The 26,514-nt window shown below is 52.7% G+C and carries 26 protein-coding genes and 1 pseudogene; 7 read left to right on the forward strand and 20 right to left on the reverse strand.

Annotated elements, in window-relative coordinates; translation table 11 throughout:
* Positions 1-2: 2 nt before the first annotated feature.
* The 3 genes from plsX to yceD all read right to left on the reverse strand — a co-directional run bounded on the left by plsX (position 3) and on the right by yceD (position 1,828).
* Positions 3-1,037, reverse strand: a complete 1,035-nt coding sequence (gene plsX, locus GF617_RS11070) for a phosphate acyltransferase PlsX (RefSeq protein WP_181623067.1) — start codon at positions 1,035-1,037, stop codon at positions 3-5.
* Between the two features lie 79 nt (positions 1,038-1,116).
* Complete coding sequence (gene rpmF / locus GF617_RS11075; RefSeq protein ID WP_003857964.1) at positions 1,117-1,290, reverse strand: 50S ribosomal protein L32; 174 nt, start codon at positions 1,288-1,290, stop codon at positions 1,117-1,119.
* A 16-nt stretch (positions 1,291-1,306) separates the two neighbouring features.
* On the reverse strand, positions 1,307-1,828 hold the full coding sequence (gene yceD, locus GF617_RS11080) for a 23S rRNA accumulation protein YceD (RefSeq protein WP_203451682.1): 522 nt from the start codon (positions 1,826-1,828) through the stop codon (positions 1,307-1,309).
* Between the two features lie 140 nt (positions 1,829-1,968).
* Between yceD and GF617_RS11085 the strand changes: the two genes are divergently transcribed.
* Positions 1,969-2,553 (forward strand): nucleoside triphosphate pyrophosphatase, encoded by a 585-nt coding sequence (locus tag GF617_RS11085; protein WP_181623065.1) that lies wholly within the window; start codon positions 1,969-1,971, stop codon positions 2,551-2,553.
* Between the two features lie 27 nt (positions 2,554-2,580).
* Here the strand turns inward: GF617_RS11085 and rluC are convergent, their stop codons facing one another.
* Positions 2,581-3,534 (reverse strand): 23S rRNA pseudouridine(955/2504/2580) synthase RluC, encoded by a 954-nt coding sequence (rluC, locus tag GF617_RS11090; RefSeq protein WP_181623064.1) that lies wholly within the window; start codon positions 3,532-3,534, stop codon positions 2,581-2,583.
* 571 nt (positions 3,535-4,105) lie between these two features.
* Here rluC and rne point away from each other — a divergent pair.
* On the forward strand, positions 4,106-7,216 hold the full coding sequence (gene rne / locus GF617_RS11095) for a ribonuclease E (RefSeq protein WP_203451683.1): 3,111 nt from the start codon (positions 4,106-4,108) through the stop codon (positions 7,214-7,216).
* A 46-nt stretch (positions 7,217-7,262) separates the two neighbouring features.
* Here the strand turns inward: rne and GF617_RS11100 are convergent.
* Positions 7,263-8,201: pseudogene (locus GF617_RS11100) on the reverse strand (LysR family transcriptional regulator).
* 109 nt (positions 8,202-8,310) lie between these two features.
* Between GF617_RS11100 and GF617_RS11105 the strand changes: the two are divergent.
* Entirely contained in the window at positions 8,311-9,528 is a 1,218-nt protein-coding gene (locus GF617_RS11105; RefSeq protein ID WP_203451684.1) for an MFS transporter, read from the forward strand.
* Between the two features lie 80 nt (positions 9,529-9,608).
* Here GF617_RS11105 and flgL read toward each other — a convergent pair whose 3' ends face one another.
* The 11 genes from flgL to flgB all read right to left on the reverse strand — a co-directional run bounded on the left by flgL (position 9,609) and on the right by flgB (position 19,496).
* The gene (gene flgL / locus GF617_RS11110) at positions 9,609-10,562 is read right to left on the reverse strand and encodes a flagellar hook-associated protein FlgL (protein WP_181623060.1); all 954 of its coding nucleotides are present in this window, start codon (positions 10,560-10,562) and stop codon (positions 9,609-9,611) included.
* A 14-nt stretch (positions 10,563-10,576) separates the two neighbouring features.
* Positions 10,577-12,217, reverse strand: a complete 1,641-nt coding sequence (gene flgK, locus GF617_RS11115; protein ID WP_181623059.1) for a flagellar hook-associated protein FlgK — start codon at positions 12,215-12,217, stop codon at positions 10,577-10,579.
* Positions 12,218-12,292: 75 nt separating this feature from the next.
* Positions 12,293-13,246 (reverse strand): flagellar assembly peptidoglycan hydrolase FlgJ, encoded by a 954-nt coding sequence (flgJ, locus tag GF617_RS11120; protein ID WP_203451685.1) that lies wholly within the window; start codon positions 13,244-13,246, stop codon positions 12,293-12,295.
* Entirely contained in the window at positions 13,246-14,343 is a 1,098-nt protein-coding gene (locus tag GF617_RS11125) for a flagellar basal body P-ring protein FlgI (protein WP_181623057.1), read from the reverse strand. Before GF617_RS11125 ends, flgJ begins: the two co-directional genes overlap by 1 nt.
* Positions 14,344-14,355: 12 nt before the next feature.
* A complete protein-coding gene (flgH, locus tag GF617_RS11130) occupies positions 14,356-15,054 on the reverse strand; it encodes a flagellar basal body L-ring protein FlgH (protein ID WP_181623056.1) in 699 nt (232 codons plus the stop codon).
* A gap of 57 nt (positions 15,055-15,111) precedes the next feature.
* On the reverse strand, positions 15,112-15,894 hold the full coding sequence (flgG, locus tag GF617_RS11135; RefSeq protein WP_008500810.1) for a flagellar basal-body rod protein FlgG: 783 nt from the start codon (positions 15,892-15,894) through the stop codon (positions 15,112-15,114).
* 11 nt (positions 15,895-15,905) lie between these two features.
* Positions 15,906-16,661, reverse strand: coding sequence for a flagellar basal body rod protein FlgF (locus tag GF617_RS11140; RefSeq protein ID WP_181623055.1), 756 nt, complete (start codon positions 16,659-16,661; stop codon positions 15,906-15,908).
* Positions 16,662-16,681: 20 nt separating this feature from the next.
* Entirely contained in the window at positions 16,682-17,932 is a 1,251-nt protein-coding gene (gene flgE / locus GF617_RS11145) for a flagellar hook protein FlgE (RefSeq protein ID WP_181623054.1), read from the reverse strand.
* A 26-nt stretch (positions 17,933-17,958) separates the two neighbouring features.
* Positions 17,959-18,660: a flagellar hook assembly protein FlgD gene (gene flgD / locus GF617_RS11150; RefSeq protein WP_181623053.1), complete on the reverse strand. Its 702-nt coding sequence runs from the start codon at positions 18,658-18,660 to the stop codon at positions 17,959-17,961.
* Positions 18,661-18,671: 11 nt separating this feature from the next.
* Positions 18,672-19,076, reverse strand: coding sequence for a flagellar basal body rod protein FlgC (gene flgC, locus GF617_RS11155; protein WP_181623052.1), 405 nt, complete (start codon positions 19,074-19,076; stop codon positions 18,672-18,674).
* 3 nt (positions 19,077-19,079) lie between these two features.
* Positions 19,080-19,496 carry a flagellar basal body rod protein FlgB gene (flgB, locus tag GF617_RS11160; RefSeq protein WP_181623051.1) on the reverse strand — a complete coding sequence of 139 codons (417 nt, stop codon included), beginning with the start codon at positions 19,494-19,496 and terminating at the stop codon, positions 19,080-19,082.
* Between the two features lie 157 nt (positions 19,497-19,653).
* Between flgB and flgA the strand changes: the two genes are divergently transcribed.
* The 3 genes from flgA to flgN all read left to right on the forward strand — a co-directional run bounded on the left by flgA (position 19,654) and on the right by flgN (position 21,130).
* Positions 19,654-20,313, forward strand: a complete 660-nt coding sequence (gene flgA, locus GF617_RS11165) for a flagellar basal body P-ring formation chaperone FlgA (protein WP_181623050.1) — start codon at positions 19,654-19,656, stop codon at positions 20,311-20,313.
* 93 nt (positions 20,314-20,406) lie between these two features.
* Positions 20,407-20,700 (forward strand): flagellar biosynthesis anti-sigma factor FlgM, encoded by a 294-nt coding sequence (gene flgM, locus GF617_RS11170; RefSeq protein WP_181623049.1) that lies wholly within the window; start codon positions 20,407-20,409, stop codon positions 20,698-20,700.
* 4 nt (positions 20,701-20,704) lie between these two features.
* Positions 20,705-21,130, forward strand: coding sequence for a flagella biosynthesis chaperone FlgN (gene flgN, locus GF617_RS11175; protein WP_181623048.1), 426 nt, complete (start codon positions 20,705-20,707; stop codon positions 21,128-21,130).
* A 59-nt stretch (positions 21,131-21,189) separates the two neighbouring features.
* Here flgN and murJ read toward each other — a convergent pair whose 3' ends face one another.
* The 4 genes from murJ to rimJ all read right to left on the reverse strand — a co-directional run bounded on the left by murJ (position 21,190) and on the right by rimJ (position 25,009).
* Positions 21,190-22,725 carry a murein biosynthesis integral membrane protein MurJ gene (gene murJ, locus GF617_RS11180; RefSeq protein WP_181623047.1) on the reverse strand — a complete coding sequence of 512 codons (1,536 nt, stop codon included), beginning with the start codon at positions 22,723-22,725 and terminating at the stop codon, positions 21,190-21,192.
* Positions 22,726-22,835: 110 nt separating this feature from the next.
* Positions 22,836-23,759, reverse strand: coding sequence for a Gfo/Idh/MocA family protein (locus tag GF617_RS11185; RefSeq protein WP_203451686.1), 924 nt, complete (start codon positions 23,757-23,759; stop codon positions 22,836-22,838).
* Between the two features lie 2 nt (positions 23,760-23,761).
* The gene (locus tag GF617_RS11190; RefSeq protein ID WP_181623045.1) at positions 23,762-24,415 is read right to left on the reverse strand and encodes a YceH family protein; all 654 of its coding nucleotides are present in this window, start codon (positions 24,413-24,415) and stop codon (positions 23,762-23,764) included.
* A 9-nt stretch (positions 24,416-24,424) separates the two neighbouring features.
* Positions 24,425-25,009 (reverse strand): ribosomal protein S5-alanine N-acetyltransferase, encoded by a 585-nt coding sequence (gene rimJ, locus GF617_RS11195; RefSeq protein WP_181623044.1) that lies wholly within the window; start codon positions 25,007-25,009, stop codon positions 24,425-24,427.
* A 236-nt stretch (positions 25,010-25,245) separates the two neighbouring features.
* On the opposite strand from rimJ, the gene mdtH reads away from it, so the two are divergent.
* Positions 25,246-26,454: a multidrug efflux MFS transporter MdtH gene (gene mdtH / locus GF617_RS11200; protein WP_203451687.1), complete on the forward strand. Its 1,209-nt coding sequence runs from the start codon at positions 25,246-25,248 to the stop codon at positions 26,452-26,454.
* The last annotated feature ends 60 nt before the right edge of the window (positions 26,455-26,514 follow it).

Raw genomic sequence — 26,514 nt, forward strand, 5'->3', positions numbered from 1 at the left:
GCTCAGTCACTTTTTGCTAATACAGATTCCAGGCGAGCGGCAATCCGCTGTGGGACTTGTCGCTGCACCGCCTGCACTGCCTGTTCAATCGCGACAGAAAATGCTCGCTGATTGGCAGCACCGTGACTTTTAATCACAATGCCGCGCAATCCTAACAGACAGGCGCCATTATACTGGTCGGGGTTGAGGTGACTGAATCGCCGCGTCAGGCTTTTTTGTAACCAACGCTTCAAAATAATCAGCCACCAGGACCTTTTTTTCCCTTCGCCCTGCGATTTAAGCAGCGAGAGGAACATTCTTACGACCCCTTCCATGGTTTTCAGAGTTACATTTCCGGTAAAGCCATCACACACCAGCACATCAGTTTTTCCCGTCAGCAACTCGTTAGCTTCGAGATAACCAATATAGTTGATAGAAGGAACCTGTTTGAGTAATTCAGCAGCATCGCGAATGCTGTCCAGGCCTTTTGTCTCTTCTTCACCGATATTCAGTAACGCCACGCGGGGATTATTGATTCCGAGTACATCTTCAGCCAGCACTGAGCCCATTACGGCAAATTGCGCCAGCATTGTACTATCACAATCGACGTTTGCACCCAGATCAAGCACCACCGTTTTGCCCTTTTGCTGGTGCGGCAGTACCGTCACCAGCGCCGGACGCTCAATCCCCTCGATGGGTTTGAGCAGTAATTTTGCAAGTCCCATCAGCGCACCGGTATTTCCCGCGCTGACGCAAGCCTGCGCTCGCCCTTCTTTCACCAGCTCCAGCGCAACTCGCATAGAACTACCACGGCTATTGCGAATAGCCTGTGATGGTCGTGCATCACTGGCAATAACTGACTGCGCAGGAATTATCTGCAGACGAGAACGTTGTTCGAAGTCAGCTTTTGCAAGTAATGGCGTGATGGTGTCGGGATTACCGACTAAAAGAAGTGTGAGTTGCGAATTAGAATTCAGTGCCTGCAATGCTGCAGGCACTGTCACGGATGGGCCAAAATCTCCCCCCATGACATCTAACGCCAGGGTTAGACGTGTCAAGGTATCTACGCTGCCCGGTTTGGTGATTCCCCGCTTGCGCGGGGAAATCCTCACTAAGCCTCATCACGCTTGCGCGTGATTACTTAGTGATAACCTTGCGGCCGCGGTAGAAACCGTCAGCAGTGATGTGGTGACGCAGGTGTTTCTCACCAGAAGTCTTGTCTACAGACAGGCTGGTAACTGCAGTCAGCGCGTCATGGGAACGACGCATGCCACGTTTGGAACGGGTTGGTTTATTCTGTTGTACGGCCATGGACCTTACTCCTCAATTACTTACGCTTTAAGCTGGCTAATACGGCAAATGGGTTTGGTTTTTGCGCTTCATCAGGCAATTCCCCAAAGACCATGTCCGCCTCGGACACTTCACAGTGTTCAGAATCATGCACCGGAACTACTGGCAAGGTGAGGATGATTTCATCTTCGACCAAAGCAAGCAGATCGATTTCACCGAATTCGTTAACCTCAATCGGCTCATACGCTTCCGGGAGTGCTTCAGCCTGTTCGTTAGAACGAACCGGACTGAAACAATATGTTGTGTGAACATGTTGTACAAACGGTTTCCCGCAACGCTGACACTCGAGCGTTACCGTCACCTTTGCATCGCCGGTCAAAACGGCAAGGCGCTGGTTATCGATAGCAAACGACATGCTACATTCTACATCACTGTCCACACTGACTACAGATTCGGCAATACGTTCAGCCTGATCGGAAGTATAGATACCTTCGTAATCAAGGCGTTTTTGAGCCGTACGAACCGGATCAAGAGTCAGGGGTAATTTTACCTTTTGCATAGGGCGCGCATATTAACTTTGTAACGTCATATAGTCAAAGAAAAAGGCAACCTGGGCTGCCTTTTGCCAATTATTCGCACACATTGCGGCCAGTAGTTTAAAATGGCTGGCATCGATACGCTATATCTGGTGATAAAAATATGCCAAATCTCGTTCTCGCCTCGACATCACCCTACCGCCGAATGCTGCTGGAAAAGCTCGGGATCCCATTTGAATGCGCAGCGCCGACTGTAGATGAGACGCCACAGCCAGGAGAATCACCACGTCATCTGGTCACTCGTCTGGCTCAGGAAAAAGCACAATCACTGGCCGCTCGTTATCCCGCACATCTGATTATAGGTTCAGATCAGGTTTGTGTACTGGAGGGTGAAATCACCGGAAAACCTCATACTGAAGAAAACGCGTGCCGGCAGCTCATGAGCGCACGCGGCAATATTGTTACCTTTTATACCGGGCTTGCACTGTATAACTCTGCATCCGGGCATTTACAGACCGAGTGCGAACCTTTCGATGTACACTTTCGCCATCTCAGCGAGCAAGAGATTATCGACTATGTGCGTCGGGAACGTCCACTGAACTGTGCTGGCAGCTTTAAAAGCGAAGGCCTGGGAATTGCGCTCTTTGAAAAACTGGACGGCCGTGACCCAAACACGCTTGTCGGGCTTCCACTAATTGCCCTGTGCCAGATGTTGCGCCGCGAGCACTTCAATCCGCTGACGGCATAAAAAAACCGGCTACAGCCGGTTTCTTTATCACATTGCGTTTCTCAAAACCTTAAGGCAACGCTTCAGTTGTTCATCCATTGGCGCTTCAATACGCATCACCTCACCCGTTCCCGGATGGGTAAACTTCAGCGCTGCGGCATGCAGGAACAGACGTGATAACCCCGTCCCGGCGAGTTGCTTATCGAACTCACGGTCGCCGTAGCGATCGTCGAATGCGATAGGATGTCCGGCATGTTGCGTATGGACACGGATCTGGTGTGTGCGACCCGTGACCGGGCTACAGCGTACCAGCGTGGCAAATTCATAACGCTCTTCTACTTTGAAACGCGTTTCTGAGGGTTTGCCTTCCTGGCTTACACGCACAATGCGCTCGCCGCTTTGCAGAATATTTTTCAGCAAAGGAGCCTGAACTACTTTGACATGGGATTGCCACTGACCACGGACCAGTGCCAGATAATCTTTCTGCATCCCCTTCTCGCGTAATTGCTCGTGGAGCGAGCGCAAAGCAGAACGCTTTTTCGCCACCAGAAGAACACCAGACGTATCACGATCCAGGCGATGCACTAACTCCAGGAAGCGCGCCTCTGGTCGTAATGCCCGCAGTCCCTCAATGACACCGAAGCTTAGGCCGCTACCGCCGTGTACTGCTGTACCGGAAGGTTTGTTCAACACCAGAATATGATCGTCCTCATAGAGGATCACATCACTCAGGGCCGCGACTTTCTGCAACTTAGGTGAAACCACTTCCTCTTCACGCTCCGCAACGCGGACAGGAGGGATACGCACTTCATCGCCGGCTTCTAGCTTGTACTCAGGCTTCACGCGCTTTTTGTTCACCCGAACTTCGCCTTTACGCAAGATGCGATAAATCATGCTTTTCGGCACACCCTTTAATTGAGTGCGCAAAAAATTGTCGATTCGTTGCCCTGCGTAGTCATCCGCGATGGCAATTATTTTTACCGATGGAGTCTCTGTTTTCATGGTTGGCGATTCTAAATATCGTCAGCCATTAGCGCCACTCATTTTTCTATGCTTATATTTACTTTTATCCGGCCCGCTTCCCTTTCACGCAATCGATTTGGTGGTTATTAAACCAATCACCGCTTTGAAGTGGAGAAACTGTGAGTAACCGGGTGATAATTGGTAAAAGTCATCTTGCTATAACCCGGCGAGCAGTGGAATAATGAGGCTGTTTTCCGTGTTAAATCCTGGTTAAGTAAGGATGTCGACGGAATGACCAATTTTGTCTGACCGATCATCCACGCAGCAATGGCGTAAGACGTATTGATCTTTCAGACAGTTAGCGGGCTGCGGGTTGCAGTACTTCCCGGTAAATGGAATATTCTCTGGAGAGTTTTACCCAGGCTGTTCCCCTGATAATTGCGCTGTATTTCCCTATGAAATACAGGCAACCGACACTCTGCGCCTCTTAAGCGAGCGACAACCGTGAGGTTGGCGACGTGAACAGTCACGAGGCCATCGGTTCATACCCCGGAAAGCGTCACCTTGCCCGCAGCTTTGTCGTCAATGTAAGAATAATGAGTAAGTTACGATGAAAAGAATGTTAATCAACGCAACTCAGCAAGAAGAGTTGCGTGTCGCCCTTGTGGATGGGCAGCGTCTGTACGATCTGGATATTGAAAGTCCTGGACACGAACAGAAAAAAGCGAACATTTACAAAGGCAAAATCACCCGCATTGAACCCAGCCTTGAAGCCGCATTCGTTGATTATGGTGCTGAGCGTCACGGTTTCCTTCCTCTTAAAGAAATTGCCCGCGAATACTTCCCTGCCAACTATAACTCCCATGGTCGCCCGAACATTAAAGACGTTCTGCGTGAAGGCCAGGAAGTCATCGTCCAGATCGATAAAGAAGAACGCGGCAACAAAGGCGCTGCGCTGACCACCTTTATCAGCCTGGCAGGTAGTTACCTGGTTCTGATGCCAAACAACCCGCGCGCGGGTGGTATCTCCCGTCGCATCGAAGGCGACGATCGCACTGAACTGAAAGAAGCGCTGGCAAGCCTCGAATTGCCAGATGGTATGGGTCTTATCGTTCGTACTGCGGGCGTGGGTAAATCTGCAGAAGCGCTGCAGTGGGACCTAAGCTTCCGCCTGAAGCATTGGGAAGCTATCCAGAAAGCGGCTGATAGCCGCCCTGCACCATTCCTGATTCACCAGGAGAGCAACGTTATTGTACGTGCTTTCCGTGACTACCTGCGTCAGGACATTGGTGAAATTTTAATTGATAACCCGAAAGTGCTTGAGCTGGCTCGCCAGCACATTGCGGCATTGGGACGCCCAGATTTCACCAGCAAAATTAAGCTCTACACCGGTGAGATTCCGCTGTTCAGCCACTATCAGATCGAATCTCAGATCGAGTCTGCCTTCCAGCGTGAAGTGCGTCTGCCGTCAGGCGGTTCCATCGTTATCGACTCCACGGAAGCGCTGACCGCTATCGACATCAACTCCGCACGTGCTACTCGCGGCGGAGATATCGAAGAAACGGCCTTCAATACAAACCTTGAAGCTGCCGATGAGATTGCCCGCCAGTTACGCCTGCGTGACCTCGGTGGCCTGATCGTTATCGACTTCATCGATATGACGCCGGTACGCCACCAGCGTGCGGTAGAAAACCGTCTGCGTGAAGCGGTACGCCAGGACCGTGCACGTATCCAGATTAGCCATATTTCTCGTTTTGGCCTGCTGGAAATGTCGCGTCAGCGACTCAGCCCGTCACTGGGTGAGTCGAGCCACCATGTGTGCCCACGCTGTAGCGGTACGGGTACAGTGCGTGATAACGAATCGTTGTCTCTCTCTATTCTGCGTCTGATTGAAGAAGAAGCATTAAAAGAGAACACCAAAGAGGTTCATGCGATTGTGCCTGTGCCTATCGCGTCCTACCTTCTGAACGAAAAACGTGATGCAGTTAGCGCTGTAGAATCACGTCAGGGTGGTGTTCGTTGCATCATCGTGCCAAACGATCAGATGGAAACGCCACACTACTCCGTGCTGCGTGTCCGCAAAGGTGAAGAGACCACTACACTTAGCTACCTGCTGCCTAAGCTTCATGAAGAAGCAATGGCTCTGCCTGCAGATGAAGAACCCGCTGAGCGCAAACTGCCTGAGCAGCCAGCGTTAGCTACCTTCATCATGCCTGAAGCACCGCCAGAACCTGTGCAGGAAAAAACCGTGGCACAACCTGCCACGCAGAAACCTGCGGCGGCAGCGAAAGCATCGTCAACTGAACCTGGTCTGCTGGGTCGTTTCTTCGGCGCACTGAAAAAAATGTTTGCAGGCGAAGAAGTTCAGCCGGAACAGCCGAAAGTCGAGCCAAAAGAAGAGAAACAAGAACGTCCGCAGGATCGTCGTAAACGACAAAATAATCGTCGCGACCGTAATGATCGCAACGATCGTAATGAGCGCCGTGATAATCGTTCTGACAACAACGAAGGCCGCGAACCGCGCGAAGACAACCGTCGTAACCGCCGCGAGAAACCACAGCAAAATGTGGAAGATCGTGAAATTCGCCAGCAGGCGGGTGATGAGCCGGAAAAAGCCAAACAACGTGACGAGCAGCAGCAACCTCGCCGCGAGCGCAACCGTCGTCGCAACGATGAGAAGCGTCAGGCGCAGCAGGAAGTTAAAGCACTTAACCGTGAAGAACCTGTTGAGCAACCGGAAGCGGAACAGGAAGAGCGAGCACAGGTTGTTATGCCACGCCGTAAACAGCGCCAACTGTCGCAGAAGGTGCGCATCGGTGGTGAGCAAGCGGAAAATACCTCTGTGGTCACCGATGAGCCGAAAGCGGATATCGTGCCGAACACGCAACTGGCAAAAGTTGATCTGCCAGCCGTTGTCGACAACAGCACCGAACACGATGAAAACAGTGAGGGCCGTGATAACGCCGGTATGCCTCGCCGCTCCCGTCGTTCCCCACGCCATCTGCGCGTAAGCGGCCAGCGTCGTCGTCGTTACCGTGATGAGCGTTATCCGACTCAGTCCCCAATGCCACTTACCGTAGCCTGTATGTCTCCGGAAATGGCTTCAGGTAAAGTCTGGATCCGCTATCCGGTTACACGCCCACAGGACCAGCAGACCGAAGAGCGCGTCGCTACCGAAGAGGCATTTGCTCCTGTCGAAACAGCACACGAGGTGGTGACTGAAGCCGCTGCCGTTATTGAGTCGCAGACTATTGTGGCTGAGCCACAAGTTGCTGAAGTGGAAACTGCGCATCCTGAAGTGATTACTGCACCGGTTGATGCCGAACCGCAGATCGTTCCTGAAGCAGAAACCGTGGTTGCCGAACAGGTTACTGAAGAGGCTGAACCTGCTGCACCTGCAGCTGTTGTCACCGAAGACGTTGTGGTTGAGGAAACGCCAATAGCGGTTGAAACCGCCCTTGAGCCGGTAAAAGCCATTGAAGTGGCTGAAGTTAGTGTTCCAGAAGTAAATGCTGAGCCGGTCGTTCATGTAACCGAACAAGCTCACGTTGCTTCTGCGCCAATGACTCGCGCACCTGCCCCGGAATACGTTCCGGAAGCGCCACGTCAAAGCGACTGGGTTCGCCCGGAGTTTAACTTCGAAGGTAAAGGTTCCGCTGGTGGTCACAGTGCTACGCACCAGGCCACAGCTCCTGCAACCCGCCCACAGCCTGTTGAATAAACAGAGGTAAGATCTAAAAAGCCGACCTCCGGGTCGGCTTTTTTATTTACGCTGGCTTCACAGGCGTTCTCATTCCCGCAATTTCTGGCATCACCTGCCTCATCATGTCAAGAAACCGCCGCAATCTTGCCGGGTAGTACCGGGACCACGGATAAACCAGATGAACGGGCAATGCTTTCGGCTGCCAGTCAGGCAACAGATGAACCAGCCGCCCTTCCCGAATATCGTCGTCAACAATCCAGCTTGAGACAACCGCCACACCCAGCCCCGTCAGCACCGTATTACGTGCAACATACAAGCTGTCGGTACTCAGACGTGGCGTAATGGCAATTCGGGTAGGCTGTGGCGACATGCCGTCAAAGAGTTCGATGTGTTGCTGGTAGAAAGTATTGATGGCAATCCAGGGAAGACGCGCGAGATCGTCTGGCGTCCGTACCGCTGGAAACTGGGCTAAAAGCGCCGGTGATGCCACCACACTTCGGGGAACTTCCGCCAGCAATACGGAAACGGTAGCGGGGTCAATGTCAGCCCCAACACGGATCGCGCAATCAAGATTGTCGCTCAGAAAGTCTACCGACTTATCGTTCAGCATCCACTCAACGGTTAGCTGCGGATACCGCTGCAAGAACTGTGTTAAGGGGTTAAGGAGCTGCTCCTAGCCGAATGCATGTGGCACACGAACCCGTAAAACCCCAACAGGCTCATCTTCGGTCTGTCCAACTTCATCTTCCAGCGCCAGCCAGCTATCAATCACTCGTCTGGCATGCTGATAACAGCGCTCGCCGTCATCGGTGAGCTTTGTGGCATGGGTTGTGCGAAGCAACAATTTTACACCCAATAGTGTCTCCAGCGACTGCAGACGTCGGCTCACCGTAGCCTGTGTTGTCTCGAGCTGCCTTGCTGCCGCAGAGAGTGAACCCGTTTCAACAATGCGAACGAATGTTCGCATTAATTCCACTCTATCTATACGCTCAGATCGTTTCATATTGTTAATGGTTATACGTATAACGTATAAGTGTTTTACCACCGGGCACTCTACCACCGCAAGGCGCAGTACTGAAAAATAGCCTCACACCACGACTGAGGAACGTCTTATGAAAACAAATACTGCCACCCATGCCGCGAGTCGCTGGGTTATTTTTATGCTGGCTCTTGGGGCTGGCTTTAGCGTGGCGTCGATTTATTACGCGCAACCGCTGTTACCCCTGATGGGTTCCGGCCTTCATTTGAGCATTGAAGGCATGGGGATGGTCCCCACTCTGACACAAGCAGGTTATGCACTGGGCATACTCTTTCTTCTGCCTCTGGGTGACCGCCACGATCGCAGAACGCTAATCCTGCTTAAGAGCGCCGCGCTGGCACTCTTCCTGTTGGGCTGTAGCCTGGCCGGGCAATTGCACACGTTATTACTGGCAAGCCTGCTGATCGGGATGGCTGCGACAATGGCCCAGGATATTGTTCCAGCCGCTGCAATCCTTGCGCCAGAAGGAAAGCAAGGCAAAACCGTAGGTACTGTTATGACGGGCCTGCTACTGGGTATTTTACTGTCCAGAACCGTCAGCGGTGTGGTAGGCGAAGCCTTCGGCTGGCGAGTGATGTATCAGTTGGCTGCAGCGAGCATTACCTTCATCGGCGTCGTGATGTGGGCTGTCCTTCCCCGTTTTGCGATCCACTCGACGCTGAGTTATCCGGCGTTAATGCGCTCAATGGAACATCTGTGGCGTCGCTACCCGGCATTGCGTCGTGCGGCACTGGCTCAGGGTTTTCTCTCGATTGCCTTCAGCGCATTCTGGTCGACGCTCGCCGTTATGCTGCTTGAGCGTTACCAGTTGGGCAGTGCTGTAGCAGGCGGATTTGGTATCGCGGGGGCAGCAGGTGCGTTAGCAGCTCCGTTGGCAGGTGGTCTGGCAGACAAACTGGGCGCAGGAAAAGTCACGCAACTCGGTGCGGCGTTGGTAACACTCTCCTTTGCCGCAATGTTCCTGATGCCAGCTCTGGGTGTTCACGGGCAACTGATTCTGATCTCCCTCTCCGCCGTCGGCTTTGACCTCGGTCTGCAATCAAGCCTCGTCGCACATCAGAACCTGGTCTACAGCCTCGAACCACAAGCTCGGGGTCGCCTGAACGCATTGCTGTTTACCGTGGTGTTTATTGGAATGGCCCTGGGCTCCGCTTTAGGCAGCAACATTTACAGCGTTGCTGGCTGGTCAGGCGTGGTGGCACTGGCTACCGTCTGTGGCGCAATCGCCCTTGCTATTCGATTTATTGAAAATGCGCGAGTAGCAGCCTCTGTGCAGACTCCGTCACTGTAAAAAAAATGCCCAATCCAGAAACCCGGATTGGGCAGCAAAAACATGTCCAGTTTCAAGACATGTTCTAAGAGGTCTGAATGTTATTTATTAAGCTGGAACAGAGACATACCCTGCATGTCACTGAACGCTTTATACGATGCCTGCAATGCAGCCTGCTGCATGGTGTAAGACGAAATAGCCGAGTTCCAGTCAACATCAACCAGGTCACTCATCTGCTTAGTCTGTCCCAGTGCACGATCGTCACCCAGCGTATCAAGTTGACTCAGTTCATTCATCTTTGTACCAATGTCTGCACGAACCGTCAGAACGTTCTCCAGCGCATTATGCAAACCGCGATTAGCCACACTCATATTGGCACTTTCAATCTCAGCCTGAGCCTGATTGCCTTCAACCGGAGTGTTCAACGAGGTGATCACATTATCCAGGATCTTGAAGAGGTTCTTTTCCGGTGTAGCACCACCAGGTTCTGGGGTTGCGTTGCTGGTAAAGCTGGCAAAAACCTCAGTTCCGGTATGGCTAATCTGCATGGTACGTGCCGCATCAACCTGCTGGCTAATTGCCGTGCTTCCGCCATTGTAGTCACCGGTTGCCTGGTCAAAAGCAGCCGCTTCAGTGTTATAGCCCGCAAAGATATAACGACCATTTCCATCGGTGCTGTTTGCAAGGTTCATCAATTGATCGCGCAACCCTTTCAGGTCGGTCGCCAGAGAAGCACGGTCATTATCACTTAAGGTTCCATTGGAACCGTTAACGACTTTCTCCTGCGCGCTCTGGATGGCCTGTGTCACCTGGGTTAACACGCTCTCTTCCAGAGAGACTTTCTGCGAGGCGAAAGTACGGGCAAGCGCAAACTGGCTATTCTGAGTTTGTGCCTGAGACAGAACCACAGCCTGTGAGGCCGCAATGGGGTCATCCGAAGGGCGGTTAACACGCTTGCCCGTCGACATTTGCTCGCCATAACCCAACCACTTGCTCTGGGAATCAGTGATCCCCCGCATGTTCTGCTCATACATCATCTGGGTGCTAATACGCATTGTTCACCTCAGCCTTAGCGAATGTTGATTATCGCGTCAAACAACGTACTCGCTGTCTGCAGCACCTGAGCGTTTGCCAGATAATACTGTTGATAGCGCTGCAGGTTACCGTACTCTTCATCAAGGTTAACCCCGGAGATGGACTGCTGCTGGTTGCTCAGTTGCGTCACCACGTTTGCTTTAGTTGCGCTACTCGTCTTCAGTGAAGACGTTGTACTTCCCACGGTACTGACCAGCGACGCATAGGCATCGTTGAAGGTTTTATTCCCGCCCACAATCTTGCTGTTCTGTAAATCCAGCATCTTCTGGCCATTGCGGTTGTCACTGTCACCGCCGCCGCTTACCGATGCCATTGCCAGTTTGGATTCATCGCTAATCGCCAAATCCATATTCACGATAACGTCGACAACTGGTTTTACGGTGAAGCTGTCTTTCGTGTTTGCTGTCCCGGTGACATTAACAGTAAGACCATCAAACGTCATGTTGCCGCTGCCATCGGGCGTTGCCGTAAAGCTTGTTTTGTCAGCAGTACGAGTAACGGTCCAGTTTGTTCCGTTAAATTCCAGCTTATAGTCTGTGGCCTGCACTTTACTACTGGTAGCAACAGAGGCAGTGACCGCAGCAGTTCCCCCATTCTTGCTGTTGCTCAGCACCGCTGGAGAACCGAAATCAAATAATTTACCGCCTGCCACACCGCTTGCATCGAACCCAGCCTCATGCTGAGTGTTCATTGCGTCAGCAAAAGCGAGAGCCATCTGGTTGAGGTTGTTACGTGCTTTATCCAGATCTTCTGAACGGAACGTTAACAATCCGCCTAATGAGCCAGTGGTCAACTGTTTCTCAGGGATCTCAACATTTCCCGATGCCTGGTCAACAAAAGCAACAGTTGTGCGTGAAGGGTCTGCACTGGATGGAACAGCCGCAAGCTGACCTGCGGTGCTTCCCTGAACGAGGCTATAGCCATTCGCCAGGGCAATGTTCATTGTGCCACTATCCTGAACAGACACTTCCACACCAACAATCTGGTTCAACTCGTTCACTAGTTGATCGCGTTGATCGAGCAAATTGTTCGGCGATGCGCCCGCACCCACGCCGGTCAGACGAGAAATCTGATCGTTCAGGTTTGCGATCTGCTTAGCGTAGTTGTTGATCTGATCAACACTGGTAGAAATCGCGGTATTAACCTGTTTATCCTGGTCACGCAGGTACTGGTCATTCACCTTGAACTGGTTTACCAGCCCATCCGCTTTGCCCAGTACAGTCTGACGCGCCGCAGGATCTTCGGCATTACTCACCAGCGTTTGCAGGCTGGTAAAGAAACTCTGCAAAGTGGTCGACAGCGAATTTGTGGTATCAGAAAGAACGTCGTCAATTTTCGACATCTGCTGATAGCGTGTCGTCAGGCCACTGCTCTGCGTTTGTGCTGCACGCAGTTGGTTAGTAATGAATGAATCATATTCACGCTGCACACCGGAGACATACACCCCGTTGCCTACCCAACCACCACCGGTCAATGTGCTGTTTGATGCGGTCAGCACTGTACTTTGGCGGGTATAGCCTGCCACGTTATAGCTTGAAATATTATTACTGACGGTATTCAGTGCAGCCTGTGCGGCACTGAGGCCACTCATGGCGCTGTTAATCAAACTGGACATGGGGGTTCCTTTTATACTTTCAGACACGAGTCCTGATGAAGGTTATCGGCAGCCTCCATCGGGACTTGAGAACTTTCAGAACAGATTTTCAATATCTGTGCTATAGGCTTTGCTGACTTTCTCGCCCATCGATTTCAATTGCTGGATCATGCTGGTCAGCTTACGCGCATAGTTAGGATCGGTTGCATATCCGGCATTTTGCAGCGCTTGCGCGCCCTGCTCTGGCGTTGCCGCCTGAGTCACTGCGGTATAACGCGGATTTCGGCTAAGCAGGCCAACATAGTCCGAGAGCGCTTCAAGGTAAGAGCTGTATACGCGGAATTTGGCTTTGACCTTAACAGCAGCACCGTTTTCATATTCAGTGGTGGTAATTTCTGTCGTCGGCCCTTTCCAGCCTGAAGAAGCCTTCACGCCAAAAATGTTAAAGCTTGGCTCGCCGTTTTCCTTACGAATTTGCCGCTGACCCCAGCCAGACTCGAGCGCCGCCTGGGCCAGAATAAGGTGATGCGGCACGCCACTCTGTTCACTGGCCAGACGTGCAGGCAAGGAAAGCTGCGCCAGGAAGTCTTTGCTGTCTCCAGAGAGCGGCTCATCACTTCCCCCGGAAGTCTTCGGCATTGCTTTACGCACCATTTGCGTCAACGCCTGGTTCTGATAACTGGTCACCGTTTCCAGATCGAACTTCATCGGCACTTGCTGAGGCTGGTCCTCTGGCTGTACACCTTGTGCGGCAGCGGTCTGCTTCACAATCATGTCAGCCAGACCCAGGCCTTTACCGGCGGTCATCTGCTGTGCAATCTGCTGGTCGTACATGCTGGTGTACAGTCGCGTTGAATCACTGCTGAAAATCCCGTCTTTTGGCAGGGCTTCACGCATGCTTTTCAACATCATCTGTACAAACATCCCTTCAACCTGGCGGGCAACCGGGCGGATATTCGCTGCCGGGTCTTTACCTGCTTTCGTTTTCAGGTCATTGAGCGACTGGGCATCCCAGGCGGCGCTGGTCAGCAGTTTGCTATCAGTCAGCATTAGATGATTTCCAGTTTGGCACGCAGACAGCCTGCACTTTGCATGGACTGCAGAATGGACATCAGATCCATCGGCGTTGCACCCAGCGCGTTAAGTGCGCGCACTACGCTGTTCAGGTTGGCACTGGAGCGTACACTTTGAAGTGACCCTCCGCTCTGGCGCAAATCAATCTGCGTTTGCGGAGTAACAACCGTCTGACCACCACCAAATGGCGTATTCGGCTGGCTCACGTTGGCCGAGCGGTTCACCGTCACAGAGAGATTACCCTGTGCCACAGCACAGCTGTCCAGCGTCACTTCACGGTTCATGACTACCGATCCGGTACGGGAGTTGATAACGATTTTAGCGTCCTGCGGTGTGACATTAACTTCCATATTCTGGATATCTGCCAGCAGGCGAACCTGATTACTGCCACCGCTGGAGACACGAATTTGCACAGTACGCGCATCCAGCGCTGTCGCACTCCCGTAGCCACGGCCACGGTTGATGGTGTCGGCAATCTGTTGTGCCAGCGTAAAGTCGTCGTCGTTCAGCTGTAAATTAATGGTGTTGCCCGTCCCAAACTGAGTCGGCAATTCACGCTCAATGATTGCACCGTTGGTGATACGCCCGCCATTCAACTGGTTTACCTGAACGCTGCTGCCTCCCGCTGATGCACCTGCACCACCAACCAGAATGTTACCCTGAGCCAGTGCATACACCTGACTATCGACACCTTTCAGTGGCGTCATCAACAACGTACCACCACGCAGGCTTTTGGCGTTACCCATAGAGGAAACCACCACATCGATGGTTTGCCCCTGGCGTGAAAATGCCGGGTAAGAGGCCGTCACCATAACTGCCGCCACGTTTTTTAACTGCATATTGGTCCCGGCCGGTACGGTAATACCTAACTGGGAGAGCATGTTATTTAAACTCTGTGTCGTAAAAGGCGTTTGAGTCGTCTGGTCACCTGTACCATCCAGACCGACCACAAGGCCATAGCCAATTAAGGAGTTTTCTCGCACGCCTTGTACACTGGTGAGATCGCGAATGCGCTCAGCCTGGGCGAAGGTCGCTACCAGGGCCAGCACCACTGCGAAGAGGGATTTAAACATAGGTCACCTCGATTACATCGGCGATAAATTAAGGAAGAAACGTTGCAGCCAGCCCATATTTTGCGCTTCGTTGATATAGCCGTTACCGACGTATTCAATGCGCGCATCCGCCACCTGAGTGGACGGAACGGTATTGCTGCCACTGATGGTGCGAGGGTTAACCACACCAGAGAAGCGGATGAACTCAGTACCCTGGTTGATGGCGATCTGTTTTTCACCCACAACGTGTAAATTGCCGTTAACCAGCACCTGGTCAACCGTTACCGTCAGCGTGCCGCTAAAGGTATTGCTGGCGTTCGCCCCACCTTTACCATTAAAGGTATTGCCGCCAGAAGCATCAACATCAGCACGCGCATTACCAAACAGCCCTTGCAGGTAACGCGGAACAGTGTCGAAACCGAAATTCGTTTTGCCATCGCGGCTGGCATTCGCAGACGAGCTTTTGCTCGCACTGACGTTTTCCTGCAGCACAATGGTCAATGTATCGCCGACATTACGTGGACGACGGTCTTCAAACAGCGGTTGATAGCCATAATTAATCGGCTGCGCGGTCTGGAAAATTGAGCCGTTCACAACAGGCGAAGGACCTGGAACGGGTTGGGCGGTAGTCGCACCCTGCACCAAAGGTTTCGACGGGATCAAGGCACAGCCACTCAGAGCCACAGCCAGGACAGTCACTATAGGATAACGAAACGCCGCGTTTTTTTGCATTGCCTTCATCTTCGAAAACAGGGAGCCGGCGCGGCACTTACCGCACCGGACTCCACCTTAGAGTTGCGTCAGTTTTTGCAGCATCTGGTCAGTCGTCGACACTGCTTTACTGTTAATTTCATACGCGCGCTGGACCTGGATCATGTTCACCAGTTCTTCTGCAACGTTTACGTTAGAGGTTTCTACATACCCCTGATACAGAAGGCCTGCACCGTTAAGACCTGGGGTACTTTCGTTCGGCGTGCCGGAGGATTGCGTTTCGGTATAAAGGTTCTCACCAATGCTTTCCAGACCCGTATCGTTCATGAAGGTTGTCAGGTTAAGCTGTCCTACCTGTACTGGTGCGGCCTGACCTTGCTGCGTCACACTCACCACGCCATCACGCCCAATGGTGATACTCAGGGCATTAGCCGGGATCGTGATCGCAGGCTGAACCTGGAAGCCACCCGCCGTGACCAACTGACCATTCTGGTCCACCTGGAAAGAGCCATCACGGGTATAGGCTGAGGTTCCATCAGGTAACTGAACCTGGAAGAACCCCTGACCTTTAATCGCCACGTCTTTGCTGTTGTTGGTCTGTGACAGGTTGCCCTGGCTGTGCAGACGTTCGGTCGCAACCGGGCGAACACCTGTACCAATCTGCAAACCGGACGGCAGCGTCGTTTGCTCAGAAGACTGCGCACCCGGCTGACGAATGGTCTGGTAAAGCAAATCTTCGAAAACGGCGCGCTGACGTTTAAAACCATTGGTGCTAACGTTCGCCAGGTTGTTGGCGATAACATCCATATTGGTTTGCTGTGCGTCCAGGCCGGTTTTCGCGATCCATAAAGAGCTGATCATAAGAAGTCCTGTTAACTCATAGCCAGTAGTTGGTTAGCTTTGCTCGCGTTTTCATCCACGCTGCTGATAACCTTCATCTGCATTTCAAAACGACGTGCGCTGGCGATCATATCGGTCATCGCTTCAACCGGTTTGACGTTACTGCCTTCCAACACACCCGACATCACGCGAATGCTCGGATCGGCCTGTAAAGCGGGCCCACGTGCTGCCTGTGCTGTCGCGGTAAGACGGAACATGCCGTCATCACCACGCTGCACTTCTTTACCATCGGCTTTTACCAGCTTCAGACGCCCAACTGGCGCAACGGTATTTGCCGGGTCACCCGGGTTTAATGCCGAGATGGTCCCGTCCGCCGCGATGGTCAGCTCAGATCCTTCCGGCACGGTGAGCGGTCCAGCTTCACCAATCACCGGGTGTCCCTGAATCGTTAACCGGCCGGTCGCATCCACCTGGATATTACCGTTTCGGGTATAGCCTTCGCTGCCATCAGCTGTTTGCACGGCCAGCCAGCCATCCTGTTGCAGAGCAACGTCCAGCGGGCGTGAGGTGTAATCCATCTGGCCTGGCGTCATGTCAGCACCAGGCGTGGAGGCAGTCACCAGCGTACGCGTCGGTAATGACAGCCCTTCTACCGGCACGGCGCGCAGCGCATTAAGCTGAGCGCGAAAGCCTGGTGTAGAGGCATTCGCCAGGTTACTGGCGGTAACCGCCTGCTGATTGAGCGTCTGGCTTGCCGCGCCCATCGCTGTATATATTGCGTGATCCATTGCGCTTTCCTGTCAGCCGCTTAACGCAGGTTAACCAGCGTGTTGAGGATCTGATCCTGGGTTTTGATCGTCTGCGCATTCGACTGATAGTTACGTTGCGCGACAATCATGTTCACCAGCTCTTTACTCAGATCGACGTTAGACGCTTCCAGCGCACCGTTTGTCAGTGTGCCGAAATTACCCGTACCAGCTGTCCCTAACAGTGCGACGCCTGAGGACTGAGTGGCAGACCAGACGTTATCGCCTTCCGATTGCAGACCTTCGTTGTTCGCAAAGTTCGCCAGCACGATCTGGCCCAGAACCTGTTTCTGCTCGTTCGAGTAGTTACCGACAACAGTACCGTCGTCGTTGATCTGGTAGCTCACCAAATCACCGGGTTTGTAACCATTCTGAGTAGTACTGACGACGTTGTTCGCGCCCGTGTTCTGCTGCATAGAGTTCAGGAAACTCAGGGAGAACGTTGCTGGCGTCGCGCCACTGAGCGCATCCGTCGTAATGTTAATCGCTGGGTTTGCGTTCGGTGTACCACTCAGCACGCCAGCTGCATCGTAGTTATAGATCCCGTTCAGATTGCCGCTGGTATCAAAGCTCATCTGTGCCGCTTTGGTTGTCGCGGCATTCGCGACACTGCCGTCCTGGGTGTAAAGATCCCATTTGTTGTTTGCTGTTTTGACGTAGTAAACATACATGTTGTGGGCATTACCCTGGCTGTCGAATACCGTCACAGTCCCTTTTTTGTTGTAGCTATCCGAGTTTGTCGGATCAAAGGCCGCTGTAGGAATCGTATCCGTGGAGTTCAGGTTGATCTGCTGAGTCGCCGTGGTGGTCGACTTAGCTGCCATCAGGGTATTCGGGATATTGATCGCCTGTGGGTTCGCACCGGTCTGAACGGATGGAGGCGTCCCCGCAACCGGATAACCGGTCAGCTGCAGGCCCTGCATGTTCACCAGGTTACGGTTTTCGTCCAGCTTGAACTGGCCGTTACGGCTGTAAAACACAGAGCCGTTGCTATCAACCATACGGAAGAAACCGTTCTGGCTGATGGCAACGTCCAGGCCACGACCGGTATTGGTGGTCGTACCGTCGGTGAAGTCCTGAGTGATGCCAGCGACTTTAACGCCCAGGCCAACTTTGGAACCGGCAAACATATCTGCAAAAGAGGCAGAACCGGATTTAAAACCATAGGTCGCGGAGTTGGCGATGTTGTTGCCAATGACATCCAGGTTGGTGGCCGCAGCATTCAGGCCGCTGACCGCTTGAGAAAAGGCCATGACTTACTCCTGATAAGTGTTAAGGCTTAGATAATCTGCCGAACTTCGTCGAGTGTGGTAGTACCTGAAGTACCCAAATCCAGTTTGTTACCATCACTGCCTTTAATCACCCCCTGAACAAGGGCAAATTGCAGTGGCTGAGCGGTCAACTGAGTTGTTCCGGAACTGGCGTTGATGGCCACTTTGTACGAACCGTTTGGTGCGGTAGTCCCATCCGTCAGGCTGCCATCCCAGGTAAAGGTATGAACACCGGCTTTCAGTTCACCGATATCAATCGTACGCACAACGTTGCCACCGGAGTCGGTGATCGTTGCCGTCACTTTGTCGGCTGCCTGCTGCAGCTCAATGCCAAATGGTGTTGTTGATGTGGTGGTGGTTCCGTCTGTCGTGCTCGACCCCGCCAAAATGGTTGTACCCGGGATCATGACACCGTGACCAATCAGGCTCGCAGCCTGCAGTGACTGGCTGCTGTCGATTTGACCAGAAACTGACCCCAGCGTGGTGTTGAGTTTTTCAATGCCACTCACCGTACTGATCTGCGCAAGCTGCGTAGTCAGTTCGTTATTCTGCATCGGGTTTGTCGGGTCCTGGTTCTTCAACTGCGCGACCAGCAGCGTCAAGAAGCTGCTTTGCAGGTCGGATGCGCTGTTTCCCGTCAGAGAAGTGGAACTGGTTGAACTCGTTGCAGTCGAGTTCGTCGTATCATTCACTTTTACAGCGATGGACATGCGTGTCTCCTTTACTGGCCGAGAGTGAGCGTTTTGAGCATCATGCTCTTCACGGTATTAAGCACTTCGACGTTTGCCTGGTAGCTGCGAGACGCAGACATGGAGTTAACCATTTCGCCCACCACATCCACGTTTGGCATTTTTACGTAACCGCTGGCATCTGCCAGAGGGTTACCTGGTTCGTAAACCAGCTTGTCTGGTGCCTGGCTTTCTACCACTTCAGAGACTTTCACGCCGCCCGTCGCTGCACCCGGTGCAGCATCGACCTGAAAGACGACCTGTTTCGCACGATAAGGCTGCCCATCAGGTCCGGTTACGCTGTCGGCGTTAGCCAGGTTACTGGCGGCAACGTTCAGACGTTTAGACTGTGCCGTTAGCGCCGAACCGGCGATATCAAAAATATTCAGCAAGGCCATTTACTAGTTGCCCCCCTGCAGGACGCTCATCATGCCTTTGATTTGTCCACCGAGTAGGGTCAGTCCTGTCTGATATTTCAGGCTGTTATCGGCAAACTGTGTACGTTCCCGGTCCATATCAACGGTGTTGCCGTCGAGGGAAGGCTGGTCGGGAATGCGATAAAGTAAGTCAGTCGTTGGCGCAGTCATCGCCTGAGCGGGAATATGGCGTGAGGATGTCAATGCAAGTGCAACCCCCGTACCTTCGGCACGTCCACGCTCCATCACTTTTTTTAGCTCACTGGAAAAATCAATATCGCGCGCCTGAAACCCTGGGGTATCCGCGTTAGCGATGTTGGCGGCCAAAATCTCCTGCCGCTGGGCACGTAAATTGAGCGCTTCCTGCTGAAAACGTAACGCGGCGTCGAGTTTATCGAGCATGTCTCCTCCGCTGATGGCAAAATTTCAGCTCACAGCTTAAATCTCAACCCGTGTCCCTTATCGACGGAATAAGCACAAAATGCGTCGCTATTTATTGCGTTGATGAGAAACCACTGCAGGTAGAATCGTCCCAACTCTGGAAACGGTGGAACGTGCGATGTGGACATTAAAAAGCGGCCTGGCGGCAACCTTATTGCTTTTAAGCCCCCTGGTGCAGGCTGATAATCTGAGCGATCAACTGACCGCTTTTTTCACCCAGCAACTGGCTGGCTTCAGCGATGACGTATCCGTCACCGTCCGGACACCCACGAATCTTCTGCCTTCATGCGAGCAACCCTCTTTCAGTGTCACCGGCAGTGCAAAGCTGTGGGGAAATCTGAATGTGCTTGCGCGTTGCGCCAATGAGAAGCGCTATTTACAGGTTACCGTACAGGCCACGGGTAATTATGTTGTGGCGGCATCCCCGATTGCGCGCGGTAGCGTACTTCAGGCGGATAGCGTCACACTGAAGCGGGGGCGGCTGGACCAGCTTCCGCCACGAACCATGCTCGATATCAGCCAGGCGCAGGACTCCGTCAGCCTGCGTGATATGGCGCCAGGACAGCCAATTCAGCTCTCCATGTTGCGCCAGGCATGGCGGGTAAAAGCGGGTCAACGGGTGATGGTTGTTGCTAACGGAGATGGGTTTAGTGTCAACAGTGAAGGGCAGGCGCTAAACAACGCTGCCGTTGCCCAAAACGCCAGGGTCAGGATGTCCTCAGGCCAGGTGGTGAGCGGAACCGTCGGTTCTGATGGGAATATTCTGATTAACCTATAATCTTTTTAAAGATTTCGCGGCGGCTGCCGATAAATATTGCACTAATGATAATATCTGGCGCAAACGCCGCGAACCCTCGATGAGGACAACACCATGAGCATTGATCGTACATCGGCCCTAAAACCGGTTAGCACTGTACAACCTCGCGAAACGAATGACGCTGCACCGCAAAAAACGCGTCTGGAAAAAACATCGACGGCCAACAGCACCAGCGTGACGCTGAGCGATGCGCAGGCGAAACTGATGCAACCAGGCAGCAGCGATATCAACATGGAACGTGTTGAAACGCTGAAAACGGCAATCCGTAACGGCGAACTGAAAATGGACACCAGCAAAATCGCTGACGCGCTGATTCAGGAAGCTCAGAGTTTCTTACAGAGTAATTAACCCTATGAGTCGACTGTCAGAAATACTGGATCAAATGACGGTTGTCCTGAACGACCTGAAAACTGTAATGGATGCAGAGCAGCAGCAATTGTCTGTCGGTCATATCAACGGCAGTGCTTTGCAACGCATTACGGAAGATAAAAGCTCACTTCTGGCGACGCTGGATTATCTGGAGCAGCAGCGACGTGCAGAACAAGATCCACGACGCAGTGCCAATGATGAGATTGTTGAACGCTGGCAGACTATTACAGAAAAAACCCAGCATCTTCGCGACCTTAACCAACATAACGGTTGGTTGCTGGAAGGACAGATAGTCCGTAATCAGCAGGCCCTTGAGGTGTTAAAGCCGCATCAGGAGCCAGGACTGTACGGTGCGGATGGTCAAACATCCAGCTCACGTTTGGCGGGCGGAAAAAAGATTTCGATTTGATCGCATAAGCGACAAGTTATGTTTTGGGGAGCACCTCTGGTGAACTCCCCTTTTGGCGTTTATGCCGTACGGCGGGCAAACTCTTTCACTTTAAAGCCCAGAACCGCAAGCGTTGCAAAGTAAGCAATGATCCCCACAATGACCACGGCCATCAGACGCATCAAGCGGTAAGGCATTGTTCCTGAAGACCATTCAGGCATCACGTACATCATCCCCAGCAGCGCGGCAGACATCACCAACACAGCAATTACCAGGCGAACCAGGAAACTCGTCCAGCCGGGTTGCGGTGTGAAAATATCTTGTTTACGCAGTTGCCAGTACAGCAGTGCCGCATTGAGACAGGCCGCCAGACCAATCGACAGAGACAGACCGGCATGCTTCAGGGGGCCAATAAATGCCAGGTTCATCACCTGAGTCATTATCAGCGTCACTATAGCGATCTTAACCGGTGTCTTAATGTTCTGACGTGAGTAGAAGCCCGGAGCCAACACCTTCACAACAATCAGCCCCATTAATCCTACGGAGTAGGCCACCAGCGCACGCTGGGTCATTGCCGCATCGAAGGCCGTAAATTTACCGTACTGGAACAGAGCAACGGTCAGTGGCTTTGCCAGAATGCCTAATGCGACTGCGCTTGGCAGTGCCAACAGGAAGCAAAGGCGTAAACCCCAGTCCATCAAACGACAATATTCATCATGATTGCCGCTCGCGAAACTTTTTGACAACGAAGGCAGCAGAATCGTCCCAAGCGCCACGCCTAATACCCCCGACGGAAACTCCATCAGACGGTCAGCGTAGTACATCCATGAAACCGAACCGGACACCAGGAAAGAGGCAAAAATAGTGTTGATGATAAGCGAGATCTGGCTGACAGAGACCCCCAGGATCGCCGGTCCCATCTGCTTGATCACACGCATTGCGCCTGCATCACGAAAATTAACGCGAGGCAGAACCAGCATTCCTATTTTTTTCAGATGCGGCAGTTGATACGCGAGCTGCAGTACGCCACCTACGGTCACCGCCCATGCCAGCGCCAGTACCGGCGGGTTGAAATGCGGTGCAGCAAAAAGGGCAAAGCCGATCATGCTGACATTCAAAAAGGTCGGCGCAAACGCCGGAACAGAGAAACGGTTCCAGGTATTGAGTATCGCCCCCACCAGCGAGGCCAGTGAGATCAACAGGATATAAGGAAACGTAATGCGCAGGAGCTGCGTGGTCAGTGTAAATTTATCTGCCGTATCAGCAAAGCCCGGCGCAGTGACCATAATGACCCAGGGGGCTGCCAGCATCCCGATAACCGTCACAACGGCCAGGGCCAGTGTCAGCAAGCCGGAGACATAGGACACAAATACGCGGGTAGCATCTTCGCCCTGCTTACTCTTATATTCCGCAAGAATCGGAACAAATGCCTGAGAAAATGCCCCTTCCGCAAAAATACGGCGTAGCAGATTGGGTAATTTAAACGCCACAAAAAAGGCATCCGTTGCCATGCCTGCGCCAAAAACCCTCGCCACAATCGCATCACGCGCAAAGCCGAGCACGCGAGAAAACATGGTCATCGAGCTGACTGCTGCCAGCGATTTTAATAAGTTCATTAACGTGAATTTCCACAACCACACGGCAAAACGCCTGCAATGCAGGCGTTGAAGAAGCGCTTAGTCTACCTGGATTTAAGCGAATTACTATCGACAGATGTTACAGCGGGTTATTCACTCATGGCGTCTCGCCAGAGCTTATCCACAATGCGCTGGGCTAAAATGGCTTGCTCACCCGATGTCTCAGGAACCGTCTGACTTTGCACACAAGAGATGAAATGACGAGCACACCCGGCAAAACCACGCTGTTCCAGCGTACTCTGCCAGCCAGGAACAGGAAGCGTTACCACGCCGTCGCCCTTCTCTTCCCGCCATTCACGCATATCGGTGATGTCGTACAGCCCCCCCTCTGTAATGGCCTGAACCGATTCGCGCTGACTACCGGCGCGGCGGTGCATGCTGGTCGTGATCTGCAGGTGGTCATGTGCAAAATGGTGTTCAGCATAGACCATTTCGCCCTGCTCGTTAGTTACCAGCGTGCCACTTTTCAGTTGCGCATTACCGCCTGTTAGCCACAGAGCCGTATCGACAACGTGGAGATAATCATCCAGCAGGGTGAACCGCAAATCGTGCGGACCAATACTGTCGGTACGGTGTTTATCCATACGCAACGAGGCAAGATCACCTGGCTGCGCTTTCAGTTGCTGATAAAGCGGGGCAAAGCGGCGGTTGAAACCCACCATCAACGTCAGTTTTTTACGGGCAGCCAGCTCAATCAGGCGCTCTGCATCCTGAATATTTTCTGCCAGGGGCTTATCTACGCAGACGTGAACCCCGGCATTCAATAATTCGCTGACCACCTGGTAGTGTGTTGCCGTCGAGGTATGCACAAACACCGCATCACAATCACGGGCTAACGCCAGCATTGAGTTGGCATATGGCATCCGCCAGGTTTCGCAAATACGCTCCGCCTTCTCGCGCGTTGGCGACCAGGCTCCCTGTAGCGTCCAGTCCGTCGATGCACCTAATACGGGCAACCAGGCTTTCTGGGCAATACCCCCTAACCCAACAACGCCTACGCGTAATTTTGCCACCCTTAATCCCCCAAATGAGCCAGCAACGCATCCAGGCGCTGTTTTAGTCCGGCGACCTCATCTTCTAGCGCCTCAACACGCGCAAGCAAACTCTCATCAACGACAGATGACGCCGTTTCCGACGCGCTCACCGACGCGGCATCAACATCACCGCTAAACAGATGCATGTAGCGGCTTTCGCGTTTACCCGGTTCTCGCGCAAGGCGCACAACGTAAGGCCCATCATCACGGGCGGCGAGCCCTTCCAGCGTCTGCTCAACCTCTTGCATGTCACTGAATTCATGCATTCGGGACGCACGAGTCCGCAGCTCACCCGGCGTTTGCGCGCCGCGTAATAGTAAGGTCGTTATCACAGCCACTTCAGCCGGACTCAGCTTCAAATCGCCAAATTCGGAATTACAGAAGCGCTGTTCGTATTTAGTGACCCGGTTACCAAACCCGCTAACGGTGCGCAGATAATGACGTTTGACCAGCGCATCCAGAATGTCCTGCACATCATGCTCGCCCAGGTTCATTACTGGCTCTCGGTTGGTTTTCTGATTACAGGCCATCGTGACAGCATTAATGGAAAGCGGGTACTGTTCCGGCGTGGTAACCTGCTTTTCAAGCAGACAACCAATGACGCGCGCTTCAGCGGCGGTTAACTGATATTTCATCTTCACTCCTTAACGACCTGCGGTCCATTCTTTGGTGGTTAACGCCGTCAACACGTGATCCCGCCACTCACCATCAATCAGCAGATAATCTTTGGCATAACCTTCTTTTTCAAACCCCAGTCGCGCCAGCAAATTACCGCTGCGCTGATTATGCGGCATGTAATTCGCCATAATACGGTGGATATGCTGGGTACGTTGCATATAGCGAATCGTCGTCGTTAACGCTTCATACATCAGCCCTTGTCCTTGCCATTTCTGTCCAATGGAATAACCGAGGTAGCAAGCATGAAACGAGCCACGCACCACATTCGAAAAGTTGGCGATACCGATAATCTCTTTTTCTTCAGGATCTAACAGAGCAAAATAAAACGCTGTCCCCTGCTTGTGAAACTCGGTGATCATGCCAAGACGCGCCTGCCAGCCTGATGGATAACAATGACTCTCATCCCGAACCGGTTCCCAGGGCTTTAAAAACTGACGATTCTCAGCGTAATAATCCGCCAGCCGCCAGGCATCACGCTCATGCACCAGACGAACAACCAGCCTGTCTGTCGTCAGACGCACTTTTGGCACATTGCTGCGATAGCCAAACATCGATACCACTCCTTCCCGTGACTTCTGCTCACCCTAATAGCTTTACTATACCTGCGCGTTCGCTTTCTGTGAAAACAGTGACATACCATTTTGCGTACTTTTCATCTTTTTCGATGAGAACTCTCTATCAAAGCACCCTTTTGATAAAAAAATATTGTCGCTGGTTGGGTGGGAAAACAGGCGGCAACACCGCAGAATATTAGCGTGCTCACCATCTTCTTTTCCCTGGAGGGGAAATGTCCCGCGTATCGCAGGCCCGTAATCTGGGTAAATATTTCCTGTTAGTTGATAACATGCTGGTCGTGCTCGGCTTTTTTGTCGTTTTTCCCCTCATTTCTATTCGCTTTGTGGATCAAATGGGCTGGGCGGCATTAATGGTCGGCATCGCGCTCGGCTTACGTCAGTTTGTTCAACAAGGGCTGGGCGTCTTTGGCGGGGCTATTGCCGATCGGTTTGGCGCAAAGCCGATGATTGTCACGGGGATGCTGTTACGTGCGGCCGGATTCGCCACTATGGCGATTGCGCATGAACCCTGGCTACTGTGGTTTTCCTGCTTTCTCTCCGGTATTGGCGGCACACTGTTTGATCCTCCACGCACCGCGCTGGTGGTAAAACTGATTCGACCACAACAGCGTGGCCGGTTCTTCTCCCTCCTGATGATGCAGGATAGCGCGGGTGCAGTGATTGGTGCACTGCTGGGAAGTTGGTTGTTGCAGTATGACTTCCGGTTAGTCTGTGCGACGGGTGCGATACTGTTTATTCTGTGTGCGGGCTTTAATGCCTGGCTCCTGCCGGCATGGAAACTTTCTACCGTTAAAGCGCCCGTGCGTGAAGGTCTTGGCCGCGTGCTGCGTGACAAACGCTTTGTCACCTATGTATTAACGTTGACGGGTTACTACATGCTGGCCGTCCAGGTCATGCTGATGTTGCCCATCATGGTTAACGATGTTGCCGGTTCTCCGGCGGCCGTTAAGTGGATGTATGCCATTGAGGCCAGTCTGTCACTGACGCTGCTCTACCCGATTGCACGCTGGAGCGAAAAGCGATTCCGGCTTGAACATCGTCTGATGGCTGGGCTATTGCTGATGACATTAAGCATGATGCCTATTGGCCTGGTGAATTCGTTACAGCAACTTTTCATGCTGATTTGTACCTTCTACATCGGTTCTATTATCGCCGAACCGGCCCGTGAAACGCTCAGCGCCGGTCTTGCGGATGCCCGGGCACGCGGCAGCTATATGGGATTCAGCCGTCTGGGGCTCGCTTTTGGTGGCGCATTGGGTTATACCGGTGGCGGCTGGTTGTTTGATGCAGGTAAAGCAATGAATCAGCCTGAACTGCCGTGGATGATGCTCGGCGTTGTAGGCTTTATGACCCTTTTCGCATTGTGGTGGCAGTTCAGCCCAAAACGCAGTGCCCGCAGTATGCTCGAACCCGGCGCATGACAAACGGATGGGCGGTATCCTTGCGTTATCAGTTTTTTCTGCTGGTTTGTGCTATATCAG

The sequence above is a fragment of the Lelliottia sp. RWM.1 genome (assembly GCF_016859735.1).
Taxonomy (GTDB): domain Bacteria; phylum Pseudomonadota; class Gammaproteobacteria; order Enterobacterales; family Enterobacteriaceae; genus Enterobacter.